Source organism: Mycobacterium sp. NGS26 (assembly GCF_059813025.1).
On the sequence record NZ_JCALDU010000002.1, the window covers coordinates 293,805 to 310,238 of the forward strand.

15 protein-coding genes and 1 pseudogene are annotated in these 16,434 nt (G+C 70.9%); 10 read left to right on the plus strand and 6 right to left on the minus strand.

Features of this window, described 5'->3' with window-relative positions; translation table 11 throughout:
• Nucleotide 1 precedes the first annotated feature (1 nt).
• On the minus strand, nucleotides 2-220 hold the full coding sequence (locus AC5Y6X_RS07485) for a hypothetical protein (protein ID WP_499985633.1): 219 nt from the start codon (nucleotides 218-220) through the stop codon (nucleotides 2-4).
• Nucleotides 217-1,050 carry a thioesterase family protein gene (locus AC5Y6X_RS07490; protein ID WP_499985635.1) on the minus strand — a complete coding sequence of 278 codons (834 nt, stop codon included), beginning with the start codon at nucleotides 1,048-1,050 and terminating at the stop codon, nucleotides 217-219. Before AC5Y6X_RS07490 ends, AC5Y6X_RS07485 begins: the two co-directional genes overlap by 4 nt.
• Before the next feature lie 47 nt (nucleotides 1,051-1,097).
• Between AC5Y6X_RS07490 and AC5Y6X_RS07495 the strand changes: the two genes are divergently transcribed.
• Both AC5Y6X_RS07495 and AC5Y6X_RS07500 read left to right on the plus strand, forming a co-directional pair.
• Nucleotides 1,098-2,636 carry a class I adenylate-forming enzyme family protein gene (locus AC5Y6X_RS07495; RefSeq protein ID WP_499985636.1) on the plus strand — a complete coding sequence of 513 codons (1,539 nt, stop codon included), beginning with the start codon at nucleotides 1,098-1,100 and terminating at the stop codon, nucleotides 2,634-2,636.
• Nucleotides 2,633-5,845, plus strand: coding sequence for an acetyl-CoA carboxylase family protein (locus tag AC5Y6X_RS07500; protein WP_499986466.1), 3,213 nt, complete (start codon nucleotides 2,633-2,635; stop codon nucleotides 5,843-5,845). The genes AC5Y6X_RS07495 and AC5Y6X_RS07500 overlap by 4 nt, the downstream gene beginning before the upstream one ends.
• Nucleotides 5,846-5,866: 21 nt before the next feature.
• On the opposite strand, the gene AC5Y6X_RS07505 is transcribed toward AC5Y6X_RS07500, so the two are convergent.
• Entirely contained in the window at nucleotides 5,867-6,196 is a 330-nt protein-coding gene (locus tag AC5Y6X_RS07505; RefSeq protein ID WP_499985638.1) for a PE-PGRS family protein, read from the minus strand.
• A gap of 132 nt (nucleotides 6,197-6,328) precedes the next feature.
• Between AC5Y6X_RS07505 and AC5Y6X_RS07510 the strand changes: the two genes are divergently transcribed.
• The 3 genes from AC5Y6X_RS07510 to AC5Y6X_RS07520 are packed head-to-tail and all read left to right on the plus strand — an operon-like array spanning nucleotide 6,329 to nucleotide 9,401.
• Nucleotides 6,329-7,093 carry an SDR family oxidoreductase gene (locus AC5Y6X_RS07510; protein WP_499985639.1) on the plus strand — a complete coding sequence of 255 codons (765 nt, stop codon included), beginning with the start codon at nucleotides 6,329-6,331 and terminating at the stop codon, nucleotides 7,091-7,093.
• Nucleotides 7,090-8,295: an acyl-CoA dehydrogenase family protein gene (locus AC5Y6X_RS07515; RefSeq protein ID WP_499985641.1), complete on the plus strand. Its 1,206-nt coding sequence runs from the start codon at nucleotides 7,090-7,092 to the stop codon at nucleotides 8,293-8,295. The genes AC5Y6X_RS07510 and AC5Y6X_RS07515 overlap by 4 nt, the downstream gene beginning before the upstream one ends.
• Entirely contained in the window at nucleotides 8,292-9,401 is a 1,110-nt protein-coding gene (locus AC5Y6X_RS07520) for an acyl-CoA dehydrogenase family protein (RefSeq protein ID WP_499985643.1), read from the plus strand. Before AC5Y6X_RS07515 ends, AC5Y6X_RS07520 begins: the two co-directional genes overlap by 4 nt.
• A 13-nt stretch (nucleotides 9,402-9,414) precedes the next feature.
• On the opposite strand, the gene AC5Y6X_RS07525 is transcribed toward AC5Y6X_RS07520, so the two are convergent.
• From AC5Y6X_RS07525 to AC5Y6X_RS07535, 3 genes and pseudogenes are all read right to left on the minus strand, one after another.
• Nucleotides 9,415-10,779 (minus strand): HNH endonuclease signature motif containing protein, encoded by a 1,365-nt coding sequence (locus AC5Y6X_RS07525; RefSeq protein WP_499985645.1) that lies wholly within the window; start codon nucleotides 10,777-10,779, stop codon nucleotides 9,415-9,417.
• Between the two features lie 161 nt (nucleotides 10,780-10,940).
• A pseudogene (locus tag AC5Y6X_RS07530) lies at nucleotides 10,941-11,288 on the minus strand (PAS domain S-box protein); the annotation flags it as partial.
• Between the two features lie 291 nt (nucleotides 11,289-11,579).
• The gene (locus AC5Y6X_RS07535) at nucleotides 11,580-12,320 is read right to left on the minus strand and encodes a dienelactone hydrolase family protein (RefSeq protein WP_499985646.1); all 741 of its coding nucleotides are present in this window, start codon (nucleotides 12,318-12,320) and stop codon (nucleotides 11,580-11,582) included.
• Between the two features lie 42 nt (nucleotides 12,321-12,362).
• Between AC5Y6X_RS07535 and AC5Y6X_RS07540 the strand changes: the two genes are divergently transcribed.
• The 5 genes from AC5Y6X_RS07540 to thyX all read left to right on the plus strand — a co-directional run bounded on the left by AC5Y6X_RS07540 (nucleotide 12,363) and on the right by thyX (nucleotide 16,432).
• Entirely contained in the window at nucleotides 12,363-13,163 is an 801-nt protein-coding gene (locus tag AC5Y6X_RS07540; protein ID WP_499985648.1) for a thymidylate synthase, read from the plus strand.
• Complete coding sequence (locus AC5Y6X_RS07545) at nucleotides 13,160-13,657, plus strand: dihydrofolate reductase (protein WP_499985650.1); 498 nt, start codon at nucleotides 13,160-13,162, stop codon at nucleotides 13,655-13,657. Before AC5Y6X_RS07540 ends, AC5Y6X_RS07545 begins: the two co-directional genes overlap by 4 nt.
• A gap of 95 nt (nucleotides 13,658-13,752) precedes the next feature.
• A complete protein-coding gene (locus AC5Y6X_RS07550) occupies nucleotides 13,753-14,454 on the plus strand; it encodes a cell division protein DivIVA (RefSeq protein WP_324680666.1) in 702 nt (233 codons plus the stop codon).
• The gene (locus AC5Y6X_RS07555) at nucleotides 14,451-15,674 is read left to right on the plus strand and encodes a winged helix-turn-helix domain-containing protein (protein WP_499986467.1); all 1,224 of its coding nucleotides are present in this window, start codon (nucleotides 14,451-14,453) and stop codon (nucleotides 15,672-15,674) included. Before AC5Y6X_RS07550 ends, AC5Y6X_RS07555 begins: the two co-directional genes overlap by 4 nt.
• 5 nt (nucleotides 15,675-15,679) lie before the next feature.
• The gene (gene thyX / locus AC5Y6X_RS07560) at nucleotides 15,680-16,432 is read left to right on the plus strand and encodes an FAD-dependent thymidylate synthase (RefSeq protein WP_499985652.1); all 753 of its coding nucleotides are present in this window, start codon (nucleotides 15,680-15,682) and stop codon (nucleotides 16,430-16,432) included.
• Nucleotides 16,433-16,434: the final 2 nt, after the last annotated feature.

A 16,434-nucleotide genomic window follows, 5' to 3' on the forward strand; every position in this document is an offset into this window, starting at 1 on the left:
CTCAGGAACGACGACGCGCGGCCAGCTGGCCGTCGTCGCCCCACCGGGCCATGATGTCCTCGGCCCGGGATGCGCGGCCGGCCAGCTCGAATGCGATGATCCCGGGCCCGCCGCTGCGGCGCATGCGCTGTTCCAGCACGAGCATCACCGTCGTGTAGCCGAGGAAGCCCAGGGCGGCCGTCGCGAGGCGACGGTGCGTTATGCGCGTGATCGCACTCATGTGTAGGACGGCCGGAAGGCCTCGGCCGGCTGCGCCAAGGCCAGCGCCGAGCTGGTGCCGATCGGCCCGTGCCGATCGAACAGGGTCGCGGCGCCGGTGGCCACACCGGCGGTGCCGTAGTGGCTCTGGGCGGCAAGGCCCAGGAATTCGCCGTCGGGCAATCGGCTCGCGGTGACGGTGTAGTCGGCGTTGATGTAGCGCAATCCTCCTGTGCCCCAATGGGTCAGCGAGCTGGTGATGTCGCCGACGAACGCCAGGCGGGTGAACGGGGTGAGGGGGTGTCCCTCCACCATGGGGCGGAACACCCGCGCCCAGGCGAACTTCTGCGAGTGGGACTGCTCCCACTCGCCCGCCGCGATGCCGGGGCTGCCCTCGAGCGTGGCGCCGTACCCCCAGATGAGAAACGGCATGTCCGCCGGGAAGCCGGCGGAGTCCGCCGGCAGCGGCGGCATCTGGACCGGGGAGGACCAGACCCGGCCGTCGGGATGCTCGCCCCGCCTCAGGAACAGCGCGCTGGCCCGCGCGACGGTCGTCCCGTTCTGCACCAGCGCCCCGTCCACCAGCTTGATGCGCCGGCCCTCGCGCTGCACCGAGGTGCGGATCTGCACCGGCTCGAGCAGCACCGGGCGCAACAGGTCGACCGTGAAGCGGGCGGGCTGAAACTCGGGGTCGATGCCGGATCGCTCTATCCCCCAACCCAACAGGCCGCCGACGTTCTGGCCGCCCATGGCCGCACCCCAGGGGCCGCGCGTCAGCGGGCCCGGCAAATAGGAGTCGCCATCGACAGTGAAGAACGCCTCGGGCATGATGGCGGAATCCTCGATCGTCACCAGCATCACGATAGGACACCGGATCGTAAGGGCAGGATCGTAAGGGCATGTCTGCAGTGATCGAAATCCCCAGTGACCGCAACCCCTTCCCGGCGACAGGTGTCTCGCGCGATCCCGACGGCGTCCCGCACTACGAACGTCTGCCCGCGACGCTGCTGGACATGCTCGCCGAGCAGGTCGACAACCGCCCGAACGGCGAGGCCGTGGTCGAGCTCGGCGGAGGCCGCCTGACCTACCGCGAACTGTGGAACCGCGCGGCGCGGGTGGCCGGCGGGCTGCGGGCCGACGGGCTGGGCCCGGGCGATCGCGTCGCGGTGCGCTACCCGGCCGGCATCGACTGGGTGCTCGCGTTCTGGGGCACCGTGATGGCCGGTGGCGTTGCGGTGCCGGTCAATACGCGCTCCGCGCAGCCCGAGATCGAGTTCATCCTGTCCGACGCGGGCGCCCGGATGGATCTGGCGCCCGGCACCCCGCTGCCCGACGGCGAACCGCACGTGACCCACGGGCTCGGCCACGCCGACACGGCCGCGCTGTTCTACACGTCGGGAACCACCGGCCATCCCAAGGGCGTTCCGACCACGCACGAGGCGTTCCTGACCAACACCGAGAACATGCTGCGCTGCCTCGGGGAGTCGGCCGATCTCGGCGACCGGCTGCGCACCCTCATCTCGGTGCCCCTGTTCCACGTGACCGGTTGCAACTCACAGCTGTTGATCGCCGCCCGGGTCGGGGGAGCGGCGGTGATCATGCCCGCGCTGAACCTCGACGAGTTGATCGCGACGCTGCCCGCCGAGCGGATCTCGTTCATGGTCACCGTGCCCGCGGTGTACTCGCTGTTGTTGCGGCACAAGGACTTTGCCGCGGCCGACGTTTCAGGCGTGCGCTGGGTGGGATACGGCGGCGCACCGATCGCCCCGACGCTGGTGCGGTCGGTGAAGGAGGCGTTCGGCCGGGCCACGGTGTTCAACGGGTACGGCATGACCGAGAGCGCCTCGCTGATGACGGTGCTGCCCGACCGCGACGCCGTCGAGCACGCCGACTCCGTCGGGTACGCCGTGCCCTCGGTGGATCTCGGTGTGATCCCGTTCGGCGAGGACGCCGGCGAGCTGACGGGCGAGCTGGTGGTGCGCGGCGCCAACGTGACCCGTGGCTACTGGAACCGGCCCGAGGCCACCGCGGCCACCATCGTGGACGGCTGGTTGCACACCGGCGACGTGGTCCGGGTCGACGACGCGGGCCGGGTGTACATCGTCGACCGGCTCAAGGACATCATCAACCGCGGCGGCGAGAACGTGTCCAGCGTCGAGGTGGAGGCCGTGCTGCTGGCGGCGCCCACCGTCGCGGACGCCTGCGTGCTGGCGGTGCCCGACGAGGTGATGGGGGAGAAGGTCGGCGCGGTGCTGTTCGGCGGCCAGGACCGGGTCGACGTGCCGGCCGTGCTCGAGCACTGCCGCGCCGAGCTCGCCGACTTCAAGGTGCCGCAGTACGTCACGGTGGTCGACAGCCCGTTGCCGCGCAACCCCGGCGGCAAGCTGCTCAAGGGCAAGCTCCGCGAGCAGGTCCGGTGGGGCGACCCGCTGCGATGAGCCTGCTGATCGCCAACCGCGGCGAGATCGCGCTCCGAATCGTCCGCACCGCAACGGAACTGGGCCTGCAAACGGTCGCGGTGTACGCCGAGGACGACGCCGACAGCCCGCATGTGCACGCGGCCGACGAGGCGATCGGCCTGCCCGGCGCCGGCCCGCAGTCCTACCTGGACCACGCCCAGATACTGGCTGCCGCCAAGAAGTCCGGCGCCGGGCTGATCCACCCGGGCTACGGATTTCTGTCCGAGAACGCCGAGTTCGCCCGCGCCTGCCGGGCCGCCGGATACACGTTCGTGGGACCGCACCCCGACGTGCTCGAGCTGGCCGGCAACAAGTCGGCGGCCCGCGGTGCCGCGATCGCCGCCGGCCTGCCGGTGCTGCCCGCGACCGAGGGCCCCAGCACCGTCGACGATATCCGGGCGTTCTTCGCCGCCCGCGACGGCGGCATCATGATCAAGGCGCTGGCCGGCGGCGGCGGGCGGGGAATGCGCAAGGTGCGCAGCGCCGATCGGATCGACGACGCCTACCGCCAGTGCGCCGCGGAGGCGCGGCTCGGTTTCGGCGACCCGGCGCTGTTCGCCGAGGCGCTGCTGGACGCGGCACGGCACATCGAGGTGCAGGTGGTGGGCGCGCCGGCCGGGCACCAGACCCACGCGCTGGCCCTGGGCGACCGCGACTGCAGCATCCAGCGCCGCTACCAAAAGCTGGTCGAAATCGCGCCCGCGCAAGGCCTTTCGGACACCCTGCGCCGCGAATTGCACCAGGCCGCCGCCCGGCTGTGCGCCAGGGTCGGCCTGCACGGGCTGGCCACGGTCGAGTTCCTGGTCACCGGCGAACAGTACGTTTTCCTCGAAATCAACCCGCGAATCCAGGTGGAACACACCGTCACCGAGGAGACCACCGGGGTGGACCTGGTGGCCGTGCAGCTGGCCATCGCCGGCGGCGCGTCCTACTACGGGCTGGGCAACCAGCTGGGCCTGCCGGCCGGGATCGCCTCCGACGGCACCGAAGTCATCGGCGAACCGGCCGCGCGACGCGGCATCGCGATCCAGGCCCGGGTCAACATGGAGACCTTCGCCGCCGACGGGTCCGTCGTCCCGGCGGCGGGCACGCTGACGGTGTTCTCGCCGCCGACCGGGCCGGGGGTGCGCGTCGACAGCTACGGCCGTCCCGGCCTGGCCACCAGCCCGCGCTACGACTCGCTGTTGGCCAAGGTCGTCACGCACGTGCGGGGGTCGTCGTTCGCCGCGGCGGTGCGCAAGGCCCGCACGGCGCTGGACGAGTTCGCCATCGAGGGCGTCGGCACCAACGTCGGACTGCTGCGGGAGCTGTTGTCGGACAGCCAGATCCAATCGGGTGTGGTGACGACGGGCTTCCTCGACGAGAGGCTGCCCGAACTTGCGGCCGCGGCGCTTTCCCACCAGCACGACACCCGGGTGGCCGCCGTCGAGCTCTACCCGGGTGAGGAAGTGCTGCGCGCGCAGCTGGCCGGCACGGTGGTCGAGGTGGCCCCCGAGGGCGCGGAGTACGGCCCCGGCGCCCAGCTGGTCGTGCTCGAGGCGATGAAGATGCAGCACGCGCTGGCGGCACCGGACGCGCTGCGGACCGCGCGCAGCCTGGTGACGCCCGGCCAGGTCGTCGGCACCGGGGACCCGTTGCTGGTCTTCACCCGGACCGGGGCCGGTGGCACCGGCGAATCTGCCGCGGCCACAACGGATCTCGATCGCCCCCGCGCCGACCTCGACGAGGTCCGCGAGCGCCACCTGCTCACGCTCGACGAGGGCCGGCCGGCCGCGGTCGCCAAGCGGCACCAGCAGGGCCGGCGCACCGCGCGGGAGAACATCGCCGACCTGGTCGACCCGGGCAGCCTCGTCGAATACGGCGCCCTGGCCATCGCCGCGCAGCGCAGCCGGCGTTCGGAGGAGGACCTGATCGCCAACACCCCGGCCGACGGCCTGGTCGCCGGTTTGGCGACCATCGGGGGCGCCGAGACGATAGTCGTGTCCTACGACTACACCGTGCTGGCCGGGACGCAGGGCATGCGCAACCACGCCAAGACCGACCGGGTCTTCGAGCTGGCCGCCCGAAAACGCTTGCCGGTGGTGCTGTTTGCCGAGGGGGGCGGTGGGCGGCCGGGCGACACCGACGTCGGCGGGCAGGCCGGGCTGGACGTGCCGACGTTCCGGATGCTGGCCGGCCTGAGCGGCCGGGTGCCGCTGGTGTCGATCGTCTCCGGCCGCTGCTTCGCCGGCAACGCCGCGCTGGCGGGGGTGTGCGACGTGATCATCGCGACCCCGGACGCCAACATCGGGATGGGCGGCCCCGCCATGATCGAGGGCGGCGGGCTCGGGGTGTACCCGCCCGAGGCGATCGGCCCGATCGACGTGCAGCGCCACAACGGCGTGGTGAGCCTGGTCGCCCGCGACGAGGCGCACGCGGTGGCGCTGGCCAAGCAGTACCTGTCGTACTTCCAGGGCGGCGTCGGCGATTGGGCAGCGCCGGATCCGCGGCTGGCCCGACAGGTGGTGCCGCAGAACAGGTTACGCGCCTACGACGTGCACCGGGCGATCGAGTCGATCGTCGACATCGGCTCCGTGCTCGAGCTGCGACCCGACTACGGCGTCGGGATCGTCACCGCGCTGGTCCGCGTCGAGGGCGTGCCATATGGCTTGATTGCCAACAGCAGTCACCATCTCGGCGGCGCGATCGACGCCGAGGCGGCCGACAAGGCCGGCGACTTCCTGGCGCTGTGCGAGTCGTTTCGGTTGCCGGTGATCTCGCTGTGCGACACCCCGGGGTTCATGGTCGGGCCGGACGCGGAAAAGGAGGCGGCGGTCCGGCGGTTCGGCCGGATGTTCGTGCTGGGCGCCAGGCTGACGGTGCCGCTCGGAATGATCATCCTGCGCAAGGGTTATGGGCTGGGCGCGATGGCGATGGCCGGCGGCTCCTTCCGCGCGCCGCAATTCACCGTCGCGTGGCCGACGGGGGAGATCGGCGGCATGGGCCTGGAGGGGGCCGTGCGGCTGGGCTTCAGCAAGGAGCTCGCCGCGGCGGCCGATCCCGAGGAACGCCGACAGCTGTTCGACAAGCTGGTGGCGGCGGCCTACGAGCACGGCAAGGCGCTGCGGGCGGCCACCACCTTCGAACTCGACGACGTCATCGACCCCGCAGACTCCCGGGCCTGGATCACCAGGCTGCCGGGAGGCTGAGGATCGAACCGGATCTAGCTGTTATGCGTGGCCGGAGCCGCAGCCGACGCCCGGCAGGCAACCCTGGCCGCCCGGCACGCCGCCGGGACCCGCGAACTGGCCGCCCGAGCCGCAGCCGACGCCCGGGACGCAGCCCTGCCCGCCCGGACCGCCGCCGGGGCCCTGGTTCTGGCCGCCGGAGCCGCAGTTGCCGTTGGCGTCACAGCCGCCGCCGCCCGGGTCGTCCTTGAACACGACGTGGGTGGGCGCGGGCCCCGTCGCCGCTGGTCCCACCACAAAAACGTCGGCGGCCGCCGTCGGCGCGGCGGCAATCGCCGCGGCAACCGCACCGGCCACCACCATTGGTTTCATGAGGGTCAATTTCGCTAACATGCGTGTCGCATACCACGCCAACACGTGTACAAAACATCTACAGGACACCGTGACCCTCCGACCGCGGCGCCCGGCCACCACACAGTCACCAACGAGACAGAAGGCACACCGATGACCTCACTGGATCTGACCGGCCGCACCGCGATCATCACCGGCGCCTCGCGCGGAATCGGGCTGGCCACGGCGCAACAGCTGGCGGCCGCCGGCGCCGACGTGGTCCTCACCGCCCGCAAGCAGGAGGCGGCCGAGGCGGCCGCGGCGCAGGTGGGCGAGAAGGCGCTGGGCGTCGGCGCCCACGCGGTCGACGAGGACGCGGCCCGGCGCTGTGTGGAGCTCACGCTGGAGCGCTTCGGCAGCGTCGACATCCTGGTCAACAACGCGGGGACCAACCCCGCCTACGGTCCCCTGATCGATCAGGACCACGCCCGCTTCACCAAGATCTTCGACGTCAACCTGTGGGCGCCGCTGCTGTGGACCTCGCTCGTGGTCAAGTCGTGGATGGGCGAGCACGGCGGGTCGGTGGTCAACACCGCATCCATCGGCGGCTTGCACCAATCGCCGGCGATGGGCATGTACAACGCCACCAAGGCCGCCCTGATCCACGTCACCAAGCAGCTGGCGCTGGAGCTGTCGCCGCGCATCCGGGTCAACGCGATCTGCCCCGGGGTGGTTCGCACCCGGCTCGCCGAGGCGCTGTGGAAGGACCACGAGGATCCGCTGGCCTCGTCGATCGCCCTCGGGCGCATCGGCGAGCCGACCGACGTGGCCGGGGCGGTCGCCTTCCTGGTTTCCGACGCCGCAAGCTGGATCACCGGCGAGACGATGGTGATCGACGGCGGCCTGCTGCTCGGCCCGGTGTTCGGGTTCCGGCAATGAGTTCCCAGGACTCCACCCAGGACTACGCCGCCGACCTGGACGCGCGGGTGCAGGCCCTGTTGGACGAACACGACCCCGCGACCAGCGACCCGCGCGAGTTCCTCGGCGCGCAATACGACGCGGGCCTGGCGTGGGTGTACCTGCCGCGGGGTTTCGGCGGGCTGGATCTGCCGCGGAAGGCCCAGGAGCGCGTCGACGCGAAGCTGGCCGCCGCCGGCGCGCCGATCGGCGGCACCGTGAAGAACTACATCGGCATGGGCATGGCGGCGCCGACGATCGCGGCGTTCGGCACCGACGAACAGAAGCGAAAGTTCCTGCGCCCCTTGTTCACCGGCGACCAGATCTACTGCCAGCTGTTCAGCGAGCCCGGTGCCGGATCCGATCTGGCCGGGGTCGCAACGCGCGCGGTCCGCGACGGTGATGACTGGATCGTCAACGGGCAGAAGGTGTGGACGTCGCAGGCGCAGCACGCGCAGATGGCGATCCTCGTCGCCCGCACGGACCCGACGGTGCCCAAACACTTTGGCCTGACCTACTTCCTGTGCGACATGACCCAACCCGGCGTCGAGGTGCGCCCGCTGCGCCAGATCACCGGCGAGGCGGAGTTCAACGAAGTGTTTCTCACCGACGTGCGGGTGCCGGATGCGAATCGGCTCGGGCCGGAGGGCGGGGGCTGGCGCGTTGCCACCACCACGCTCAACAACGAGCGGGTCGCGATCGGCACTCGCGCCGGAACGCCGCGGGAGGGCGGCCACATCGGCAAGGTCACCCGGGCCTGGCGAGACGAGCCCGCACTGCGCAATCCCGCCATGCACGACGAGCTGATGCGGCTGTGGGTCGACGCCGAAGTCCTGCGCCTGGCCGGCGAGCGGCTGCGGCAACAGGCGGTCGCCGGCCAGCCCGGACCGGAAGGCGCCGGCATGAAGGTGGCCTTCGCCAAACTGGCGCAGGCGATTTCGGGGTTCGAGATCGAGTTGCACGGCGAAGCGGGGCTGCGCTACGACGACTGGACCATGCGCAGGCCGGAAACGGTCGACCTGATCGGTCGCGAGCCCGGCTACCGCTACCTGCGAGCCCGCGGCAACTCTATCGAGGGCGGCACCTCGGAGATCCTGCGCAACACCATCTCCGAGCGGATCCTGGGCCTGCCGGGCGAACACCGCGTCGACAAGGACGTCGCGTGGAAGGACCTGGATCGATGAGCACCGGCGACCTGCTGTACTCCGACACCGAGGAGGCGCTGCGCGACAGCGTGCGCCACCTGTTCGCCGACCGCTGCCCAGCCGAAGCCGTGGTCAGCGCGTATGACCCGGTGCCGCAAGACTTTTCACCCGTGTGGCGGACGCTGTCCGCCGACCTGGGGGTGGCGGGTCTGCTGGTGCCCGAGTCCCTCGGCGGCGCCGGCGCGGGTGCGCGCGAGGCCGCCGTCGTCATGGAGGAGATCGGCCGGGCCGTGGCGCCGGTGCCGTTCCTGTCCAGCGCGGTGCTTGCGACTGTCGCGCTGTTGCGCGCCGGCGACACCGAGACCGTGCCCCGGCTGGCCCAGGGGTCGGCGACCGCCGCGCTGGTGGTGCCGCTGTCCACGGCCCCGGGAGATCCGATCGCGGGCGTCGGCGTCGCCGGCGATGGGCTCACCGGCTCGGTCACCAGCGTGGCCGGTGCCGCCGAGGCCGACGTGCTGGTGGTGCCGATCGCGGGCCCGGACGGGCTCGAACTCCACACCGTCCCCTCCGGCGCGCCCGGGGTCGAGGTGTCGCCGCTGCTGGCGTTGGACATGACGAGACCCCTTGCGAATGTGCGGTTCTCGGCGGCGGCGTCGTCGTCGATCGGGGCGCGGGTCGGGGCGGCCGAGGCGGCCGTGACCGCGGCGCTGCAGACCGGGGCGACGCTGCTCGCCTCCGAGCAACTCGGCGTGGCGCAGTGGTGTTTCGACACCACACTCGCTTATGCCAAGCAGCGCAAGCAGTTTGGCCGCACCATCGGCTCCTATCAGGCGATCAAGCACCGGCTGGCCGACCTGTGGTTCGAGGTCGGGTCGGCGACGGCGGTGGCCCGCTACGCCGCCGACACCCGCGCCCGCGGGGACGAAGACGCGAACACCGCCGCGGCCATCGCGCAGGCCTACTGCAGCGGCGTGGCCGTGCACGCCGCGGAGGAGTGCGTGCAGCTGCACGGCGGCATCGGGATGACCTGGGAGTATCCGGCGCACCTGTATCTCAAGCGGGCCAAGAGCGACCAGCTGGCGTTCGGGTCCGCCTATCGTCACCGGGCCCGGCTGGCGGAATTGGTGGGCCTGCCTCCGAGCTAGACGAATCCCTGCGTCAATGGGGTTCGTCGTCGTCTTGGCCGCGCAGGAATCGTTCGGGGTGGTGGAAGCTGTTTGTTCTGGGCTGGCCGCGATCGAGATGCGGCGGTGGGATCCATTCGGTTTCGCCTCTTGTGTTGGTGCGGGTGGTCCAGCCCTTCTCGACGAGTCTGTTATCCGGGCCGCAGGCCAGGCCGAGGTCGGTGATGTCGGTGCGCCGCGTGTTCGTCCATCCTGTTACGTGGTGGACCTGGCTGTGATAGGCCGGGGCGTCGCAGCCCGGCCTGGTGCACCCGCGATCCTTGGCGTACAGCATGATGCGTTGTGCGGGGGAGGCCAGCCGCCTGGTGTGATACAGCGCCAGCGGCTTGGCGCCATCGAAGACCGCCAGGTAATGGTGGGCGTGGCCGGCCCAGCGGATCACATCCGACATGGGCACCAGGGTGCCGCCGGCGGTCAGCGCCTTGCCCGCGGCGGCCTCCAACTCCCGCAGCGTGGCCATCGCGATGATTGACACCGGCAACCCGTTGTGCCGCCCCAACTTTCCGGAGGCGAACAAGCCACGCAGTGCGGCCAAAAACGCGTCGTGGTTGCGCTGGGCTGCGGTGCGGTGATCGCGGCGCACCGCCTCCTCATCGGGGGCCGCATCCACGATCGGGGTTTGGTCGTCGGGGTTGCAGGCGCCGGGGGCGGCCAGCTTGGCCAGCATGGCCTCGATCGCGGCCCGCAGCTCGGGGGTGATCATGCCGCTGAGGCGCGACATGCCGTCGTATTCCTGGGCGCCCAAACTGATGCCGCGCTTGCGGGCCCGTTCGGTGTCGCTGAAGTCGCCGTCGGGGTGCAGCCAGTCCATGATCCGCTGGGCGTAGCGGGCCAGCTCGTCGGGGCGGTAGTGGGCGGCGTGCTTGGCCAAATCGGCGTCGGCGGCCTCCCGGATAGACAAATCCACCTCGGCGGGCAGGTGGGCAAAGAAACCCCGGATCACGCGCACGTGCCCGTCGCCGATGAGGCCCGCCCGTTGGGCGGTGGCGGTCGCGGCCAACCGCGGCGCCAACAACTCCCCGGTCAGCGCGCGCCGCTCACCGAGGTCCTCGGCGTCGTCGATGCGCCGGGCGGCCTCGGCCCGGGTGATGTGCAACCGGTCGGCCAGCGCGCTGCGCAGGCTGCCGCCCAGCTCTTCGGCGCAGGCGTGGGCGCCGATCTGGTTGATCAGGGTGTGCTGCGGGGCGCGCAGCCGCCGCGCCGCGCATTCGAGCAGCTCGAGGGTTCGCAGTCGTTCCGGGGTGGTCAACACCTCAAAGGACAACTCGCCCAGCCGGTCCAGGGCGGTGTCGAGCGCGCCGAAGGCCTCGACGATCTCCTCACGACTGCTCGCACCCATGCCCCCCAATCTATCGAACACCTGTGCGAATCAACATCGCCAATCGCGCAAACTGTGGATAAAGCCGCAACTGTGGATTAAATCGCGCCGCCGCCGCGGGTCACTCCCCGCGACGTCCGGGCCAGTGCCTCCTGCGGTAGTTCGAGGGCTTTGCGGCACAGCCAGAGCTCTTCGGTGAGGTCGTGGAAGCCGACCAGCGCGACGGTGTCATCGCGGCGCCGCATGGCCGACTTGCTCATGTTGGCCCACACCGTGTGGCCGTCCCGGTGCCGCAGCTCCACCAACCGCGGGCCGTCGGTTCCCACCAGCGCGACCCAGTGGTCGTCGGCCGGCAGGCGGTGGAAGACGTCGTCGAAGTTCGTCGGTAGCCGCTCGTCAGACGAATAGCCGACCATCTCGCGGAACGCCCCGTTGGCGAAAAGGATGGTTCCGGCGCGGTCGACCGCCAGGGCCGGCGTGGGCAGCCGCTCCAGCACGACCAGCGCGGGCATGTCCCGCAGTGTTTCCATGGGCAGCTGACCCGGTGGCTTCGGCCGTCGTCGTTCGATGCGTTCGCCGTCCACAGTGGTGGGACCGTTGGTAGCCACGGCTCACTCCGTCATCGCGCCGACCATTCCGCTGGCAGCAAATGCTAGATTACGGCGCGTGCGAAAGTCCATAGTCCGATAGTCGAATTTGCTATTCGGCACGTGCGCAATTGTTTGCGGTGGCGGATAACGATATTGCGCGGGTCTTCTGGCGTATTTCGTTAGCTGACACAAGCGAAATTCGGTTGCTGCCGCTCTGCCACAGCAAACACGCTAGCGCGGTAGCGCCGAGGCGAAGAGGTCCGTCATCGCCGCCCAGTGCCGCTCGTCGGCCGCGGGGTCGTAGGGCGGGTTGTCCGGGACCGCGAACCCGTGCGCCGCCGGGTACCACTCGATGGTGTGGGCAACCCCGGCGGCGGTCAGCGCCTTGCCGAGTTGCTCGGCGTCATCGGCCGTGAACGATGCGTCGTTCTCGGCGCCGCCGACGTACACCGTGGCGCTCATCCGGTCGGCCAGCAGGTGCGGGCTGTCGGCCGTGTCGGTCACCAGGCCGCCGCCGTGGAAGGACGCCGCGGCCGCGACACGGTCGGCGACCCGGCCGGCAACCACCAGCGACGTCCGCCCGCCCATGCAGTAGCCGCACACACCGAATCGCTCCCCGGACACCTCGGGGCGAGCGGCCAGGTAGTCGAAGAAGGCGGCGGCGTCGGCGGCCATCTTGTCCGGCGTGATGCTGCCGATCATGGCAAACAGCCGCCGGCGTTCGCGCTCGTCGCCGAACACGGTGGCCATGTCGAACGGGGCCCAGTCGCCGCTGCGGTAGTACACGTCCGGCAGCAGCACCGCGTAGCCGAATCCGGCCAGCTTGGCCGCCATCTGGTGGAAGGTGTCGCGCACGCCGCCGGCATCCGGGAACATCACCACGCCGGGCCAGGGGCCCGAACCGTCGGGAGTGAACAGGTGGACGGTGCAGGTGCCGTCGTCGGTGGTGACGGCGTCTTCGATGTTCGGCATGGCACCCGTTCTACTCCTGCCGATCGCCGCTAAGCTGGCCGCGTGCCGGTTCCCACGCCCTACGAGGACCTGCTGCGCCTGGTGCTCGAGCGCGGCGCGGCCAAGCCGGACCGCACCGGCACCGGCACCCGAAGCCTGTTCGGCCAGCAGCTGCGCTACGACCTGTCGGCCGGCTTCCCGCTGCTGACCACCAAGAGGGTGCATTTCAAATCGGTTGTCTACGAGTTGTTGTGGTTCCTGCGCGGCGACTCCAACGTCGGCTGGCTGCGCGAGCATGGAGTCACCATCTGGGACGAATGGGCCGACGCCACAGGCGATCTCGGGCCGATCTACGGCGTGCAGTGGCGATCCTGGCCCACCCCGACGGGTGAGCACATCGACCAGATCAGCGCCGCGCTGCAGTTGCTGCGCACCGACCCGGACTCGCGGCGCATCATCGTGTCGGCGTGGAACGTCGGCGAAATCCCGCGGATGGCGCTGCCGCCGTGTCACGCGTTCTTCCAGTTCTACGTCGCCGACGGGCGGCTGAGCTGCCAGCTCTACCAGCGCAGCGCCGACCTGTTTCTGGGGGTGCCGTTCAACATCGCCAGCTACGCGCTGCTGACCCACATGATGGCCGCCCAGGCGGGGCTTTCCGTCGGCGAGTTCGTCTGGACGGGCGGTGACTGCCACATCTACGACAACCACGTCGACCAGGTGCGGCTGCAGCTGAGCCGCGAGCCGCGGCCATACCCGGAACTCTTTCTGCGCCAACGGGATTCGATCTTCGACTACACCTACGACGACGTCGGCGTGAAGAACTACGACCCGCATCCCGCGATCAAAGCCCCCGTCGCTGTATGAGCACCCTGGGCCTGGTGTGGGCTCAGTCGACGTCCGGTGTGATCGGGCGCGGCGGTGACATCCCGTGGCGGGTGCCCGAAGACCTGGCCCGCTTCAAGCAGGTGACCATGGGCCACACGGTGGTGATGGGCCGGCGAACCTGGGATTCCCTGCCGGCGAGGGTCCGGCCGTTGCCGGGCCGCCGCAACGTCGTCCTGTCCCGCCAAACCGGGTTCGCGGTCGACGGGGCCGAGGTGTTCGGTTCGCTGGAGGCGGCCCTGGCCGCTCTCCAGACCGAGCCCGAGACGTGGGTGATCGGCGGCGCGCAGATCTACTCGCTCGCGCTGCCGCACGCCAGCCGGTGCGAGGTGACCGAGGTCGAGATCGACCTGCCGCGCGACGACGACGACGCGCTGGCCCCGGTGCTCGACGCCACGTGGCGGGCCGAGACCGGCGAGTGGCTGCTCAGCCGCTCGGGGCTGCGGTACCGGTTTCACAGCTACTCTCGGCGGTGAGTGCTCGTGTCCGCGCCCATGGCCTGACCTGACATACTCGACGTCGGGGTCGGTCTACCGGGTTTACCAGGAGCTTCCAGGAGGGGAATTTGGCAGTGATCACCGAACCCACAAAGACGTTCACCCGCATGTTCCGGGGCTACGACCCGGCCGCGGTCGACGCCCACATCGAGGTGTTGACCACCAAGCAGAAGCTGCTGCTCGACGACGTGGAGAGTTTGCGGGCCCGGCTGAAGGAATCGGGCGATGAGGCGGCCGCGCTGCGCAAGGAGGTTGCCGTCCTCACCGACACCTCACCGTCGCCGCACGCGATGCAGAAGCGGATGGCGAAGATGCTGCGGCGCGCGGTCGACGAGGTGTCCGAGATGCAGGCCGAGGCGCAGGCCGAGGCGGAGGCACTGATCGCGGCGGCCGAGGCCGAGGCCGAGGCCACCCGGCAAAAGCGCGACGAGATGTTGGCCGACATGGCCGCCCAGCAAAAGGCCCTCGAGGCCGAGTACCAGGAAACCAAGGCGAAGCTCGAGGCCGAGTTGGCCAGCCTGCGCGACGACGCCGAGCAGGCCCGCGAGCGGCTCCTGGCCGAGGCGCGACAGCGGGCCGACCGGGATCGTGAGGAGGCCCGCCGCGCGGTGAACGCGGCGAGCCAGCAGCGGATCAAGATCCTGGAGCAACTGATGGGCGTGTACCGCGACCTGGAAGCGGTCCCGGGCGCCCTCGAGGCGGCGTACCAGGAACGCGACGACCTGCCCGACGGCAGCGCCGTGGTGCCGCTGGACGAGAAAGTCAGCGCCGGCTGAGCGCGCGGCTGACCGCCGCGCAGGCCCGGCGGATAGCCGTTGCGGCCCAAGGATTTAACGAACCGCGGCCCACGGGCTCGGTGACGCGTGCGCACCTGAAACGGCTCATTTCGAGAATCCAAGTGCTGCAACTGGATTCGGTGTCGGTGGCGGTGCGCGCACACTACGCGCCGGTGTTCAGCCGGCTCGGCCCGTACGACCGCGACGTGCTGGACCGCGCGGCGTGGGGCCCGCGCCGGGCGCGGTTGCTGGCCGAGTACTGGGCGCACGAGGCCGCGCTGGTGGCCGTCGACGACTGGCCGCTGCTGCGCTGGCGGATGCGGCAATACCCGCACGGCCGCTGGGGCACCCATATCGTCAAGGCCAACCCGCGGCTGGCCGACGAAATCGTCGCCGCCGTGGCGGAACTCGGGCCCAGCACCGCCGGGCAGATCGAGGCGCACCTGGCCGGCGGCCCGCGCGGCCCCAGGGGAAGCTGGTGGGGCAGCCGCAGCGACACCAAGTGGGTGGCCGAGGCGCTGTTTTCCTCCGGGGTGCTCACCACGGCCACCCGGGTCGGCTTCGCCCGCCACTACGACCTGGTGGAGCGGGTGCTGCCGGCCGACGTGCTGGCCCGCCGGGTGGACGACGACGAGGCCATCCGCGAGCTCACGCTGCGGGCCGCCACCGCGCTGGGCGTGGGCACCGAGGCCGACATTCGCGACTACTTCCGGCTGCCCGCGCCGCGGGTCAAGCCGGCGATCGGCGACCTGCTGGCGGCCGGGGAGATCGAGCGGGTCAGCGTCGACGGCTGGTCCGCGCCGGCGTACCTGCGGGCCGGGCGGACGGTGCCGCGCGCGGACCGCGGCACCGCGCTGCTTTGCCCGTTCGACCCGTTGATCTTCTTCCGGCCCCGGGTGGAGCGGCTGTTCGAATTCGCTTATCGCATCGAGATCTACACCCCGGCAGTCAAGCGCAAGTACGGCTATTACGTGTGGCCGTTCCTGCTGGACGGCCGGCTGGTCGCGCGCGTGGACCTCAAGGCCGACCGCGGCGCCGACTCGCTTCGCGTGGTGGGCGCTTTCGGCGAGCCCGACATCTCGCGGCCCCGGGTCGCCGCGGCGCTGGCCGGCGAGCTGGAGTCCATGGCGTGGTGGCTGGGCCTGGGCGGGCTCAGCGTTTCCGGGCGGGGCGATCTGGCCCCGGCGCTGCGCGCGGCCGCGCGGCACGCCTTAAGGTGAGCGCCGTGGCCGAGCTGGCGCCGATGCGCGTGCAACTGATCGCCAAGACCGAGTTCCTGGCACCCCCCGACGTGCCGTGGAGCACCGACGCCGACGGCGGTCCCGCGCTGGTCGAGTTCGCCGGCCGGGCCTGCTACCAGAGCTGGTCGAAGCCCAACCCCAAGACCGCGACCAACGCCGGCTACATCCGGCACATCATCGACGTCGGCCACTTCTCGGTGCTCGAGCACGCGAGCGTGTCGTTCTACATCACCGGTCTGTCCCGGTCCTGCACGCACGAGCTGATCCGGCACCGGCACTTCTCCTACTCGCAGCTCTCGCAGCGCTATGTCCCGGAACGGGACTCGCGGGTCGTCGTGCCGCCGGGCATGGAGGACGACCCCGAGCTGCAGGCGATCCTGGCGGCCGCCGCCGACGCCAGCCGCGCGACCTACGCCGACCTGCTGGCCAGGCTGGAGGCCAAGTTCGCCGATCAGCCCAACGCGATCCTGCGCCGCAAGCAGGCCCGCCAGGCCGCGCGCGCGGTGCTGCCCAACGCGACGGAAACCCGCATCGTGGTGACCGGCAATTACCGGGCGTGGCGGCACTTCATCGCGATGCGGGCCAGCGAGCACGCCGACGTGGAGATCCGGCGGCTGGCCATCGAGTGCCTGCGGCAGCTCGCGGGGGTCGCGCCCGCGGTGTTCGCCGACTTCGAGATCTCCACCCTGGCCGACGGCACCGAGGTCGCCACCAGCCCGTTGGCTACCGAAGCCTGAGG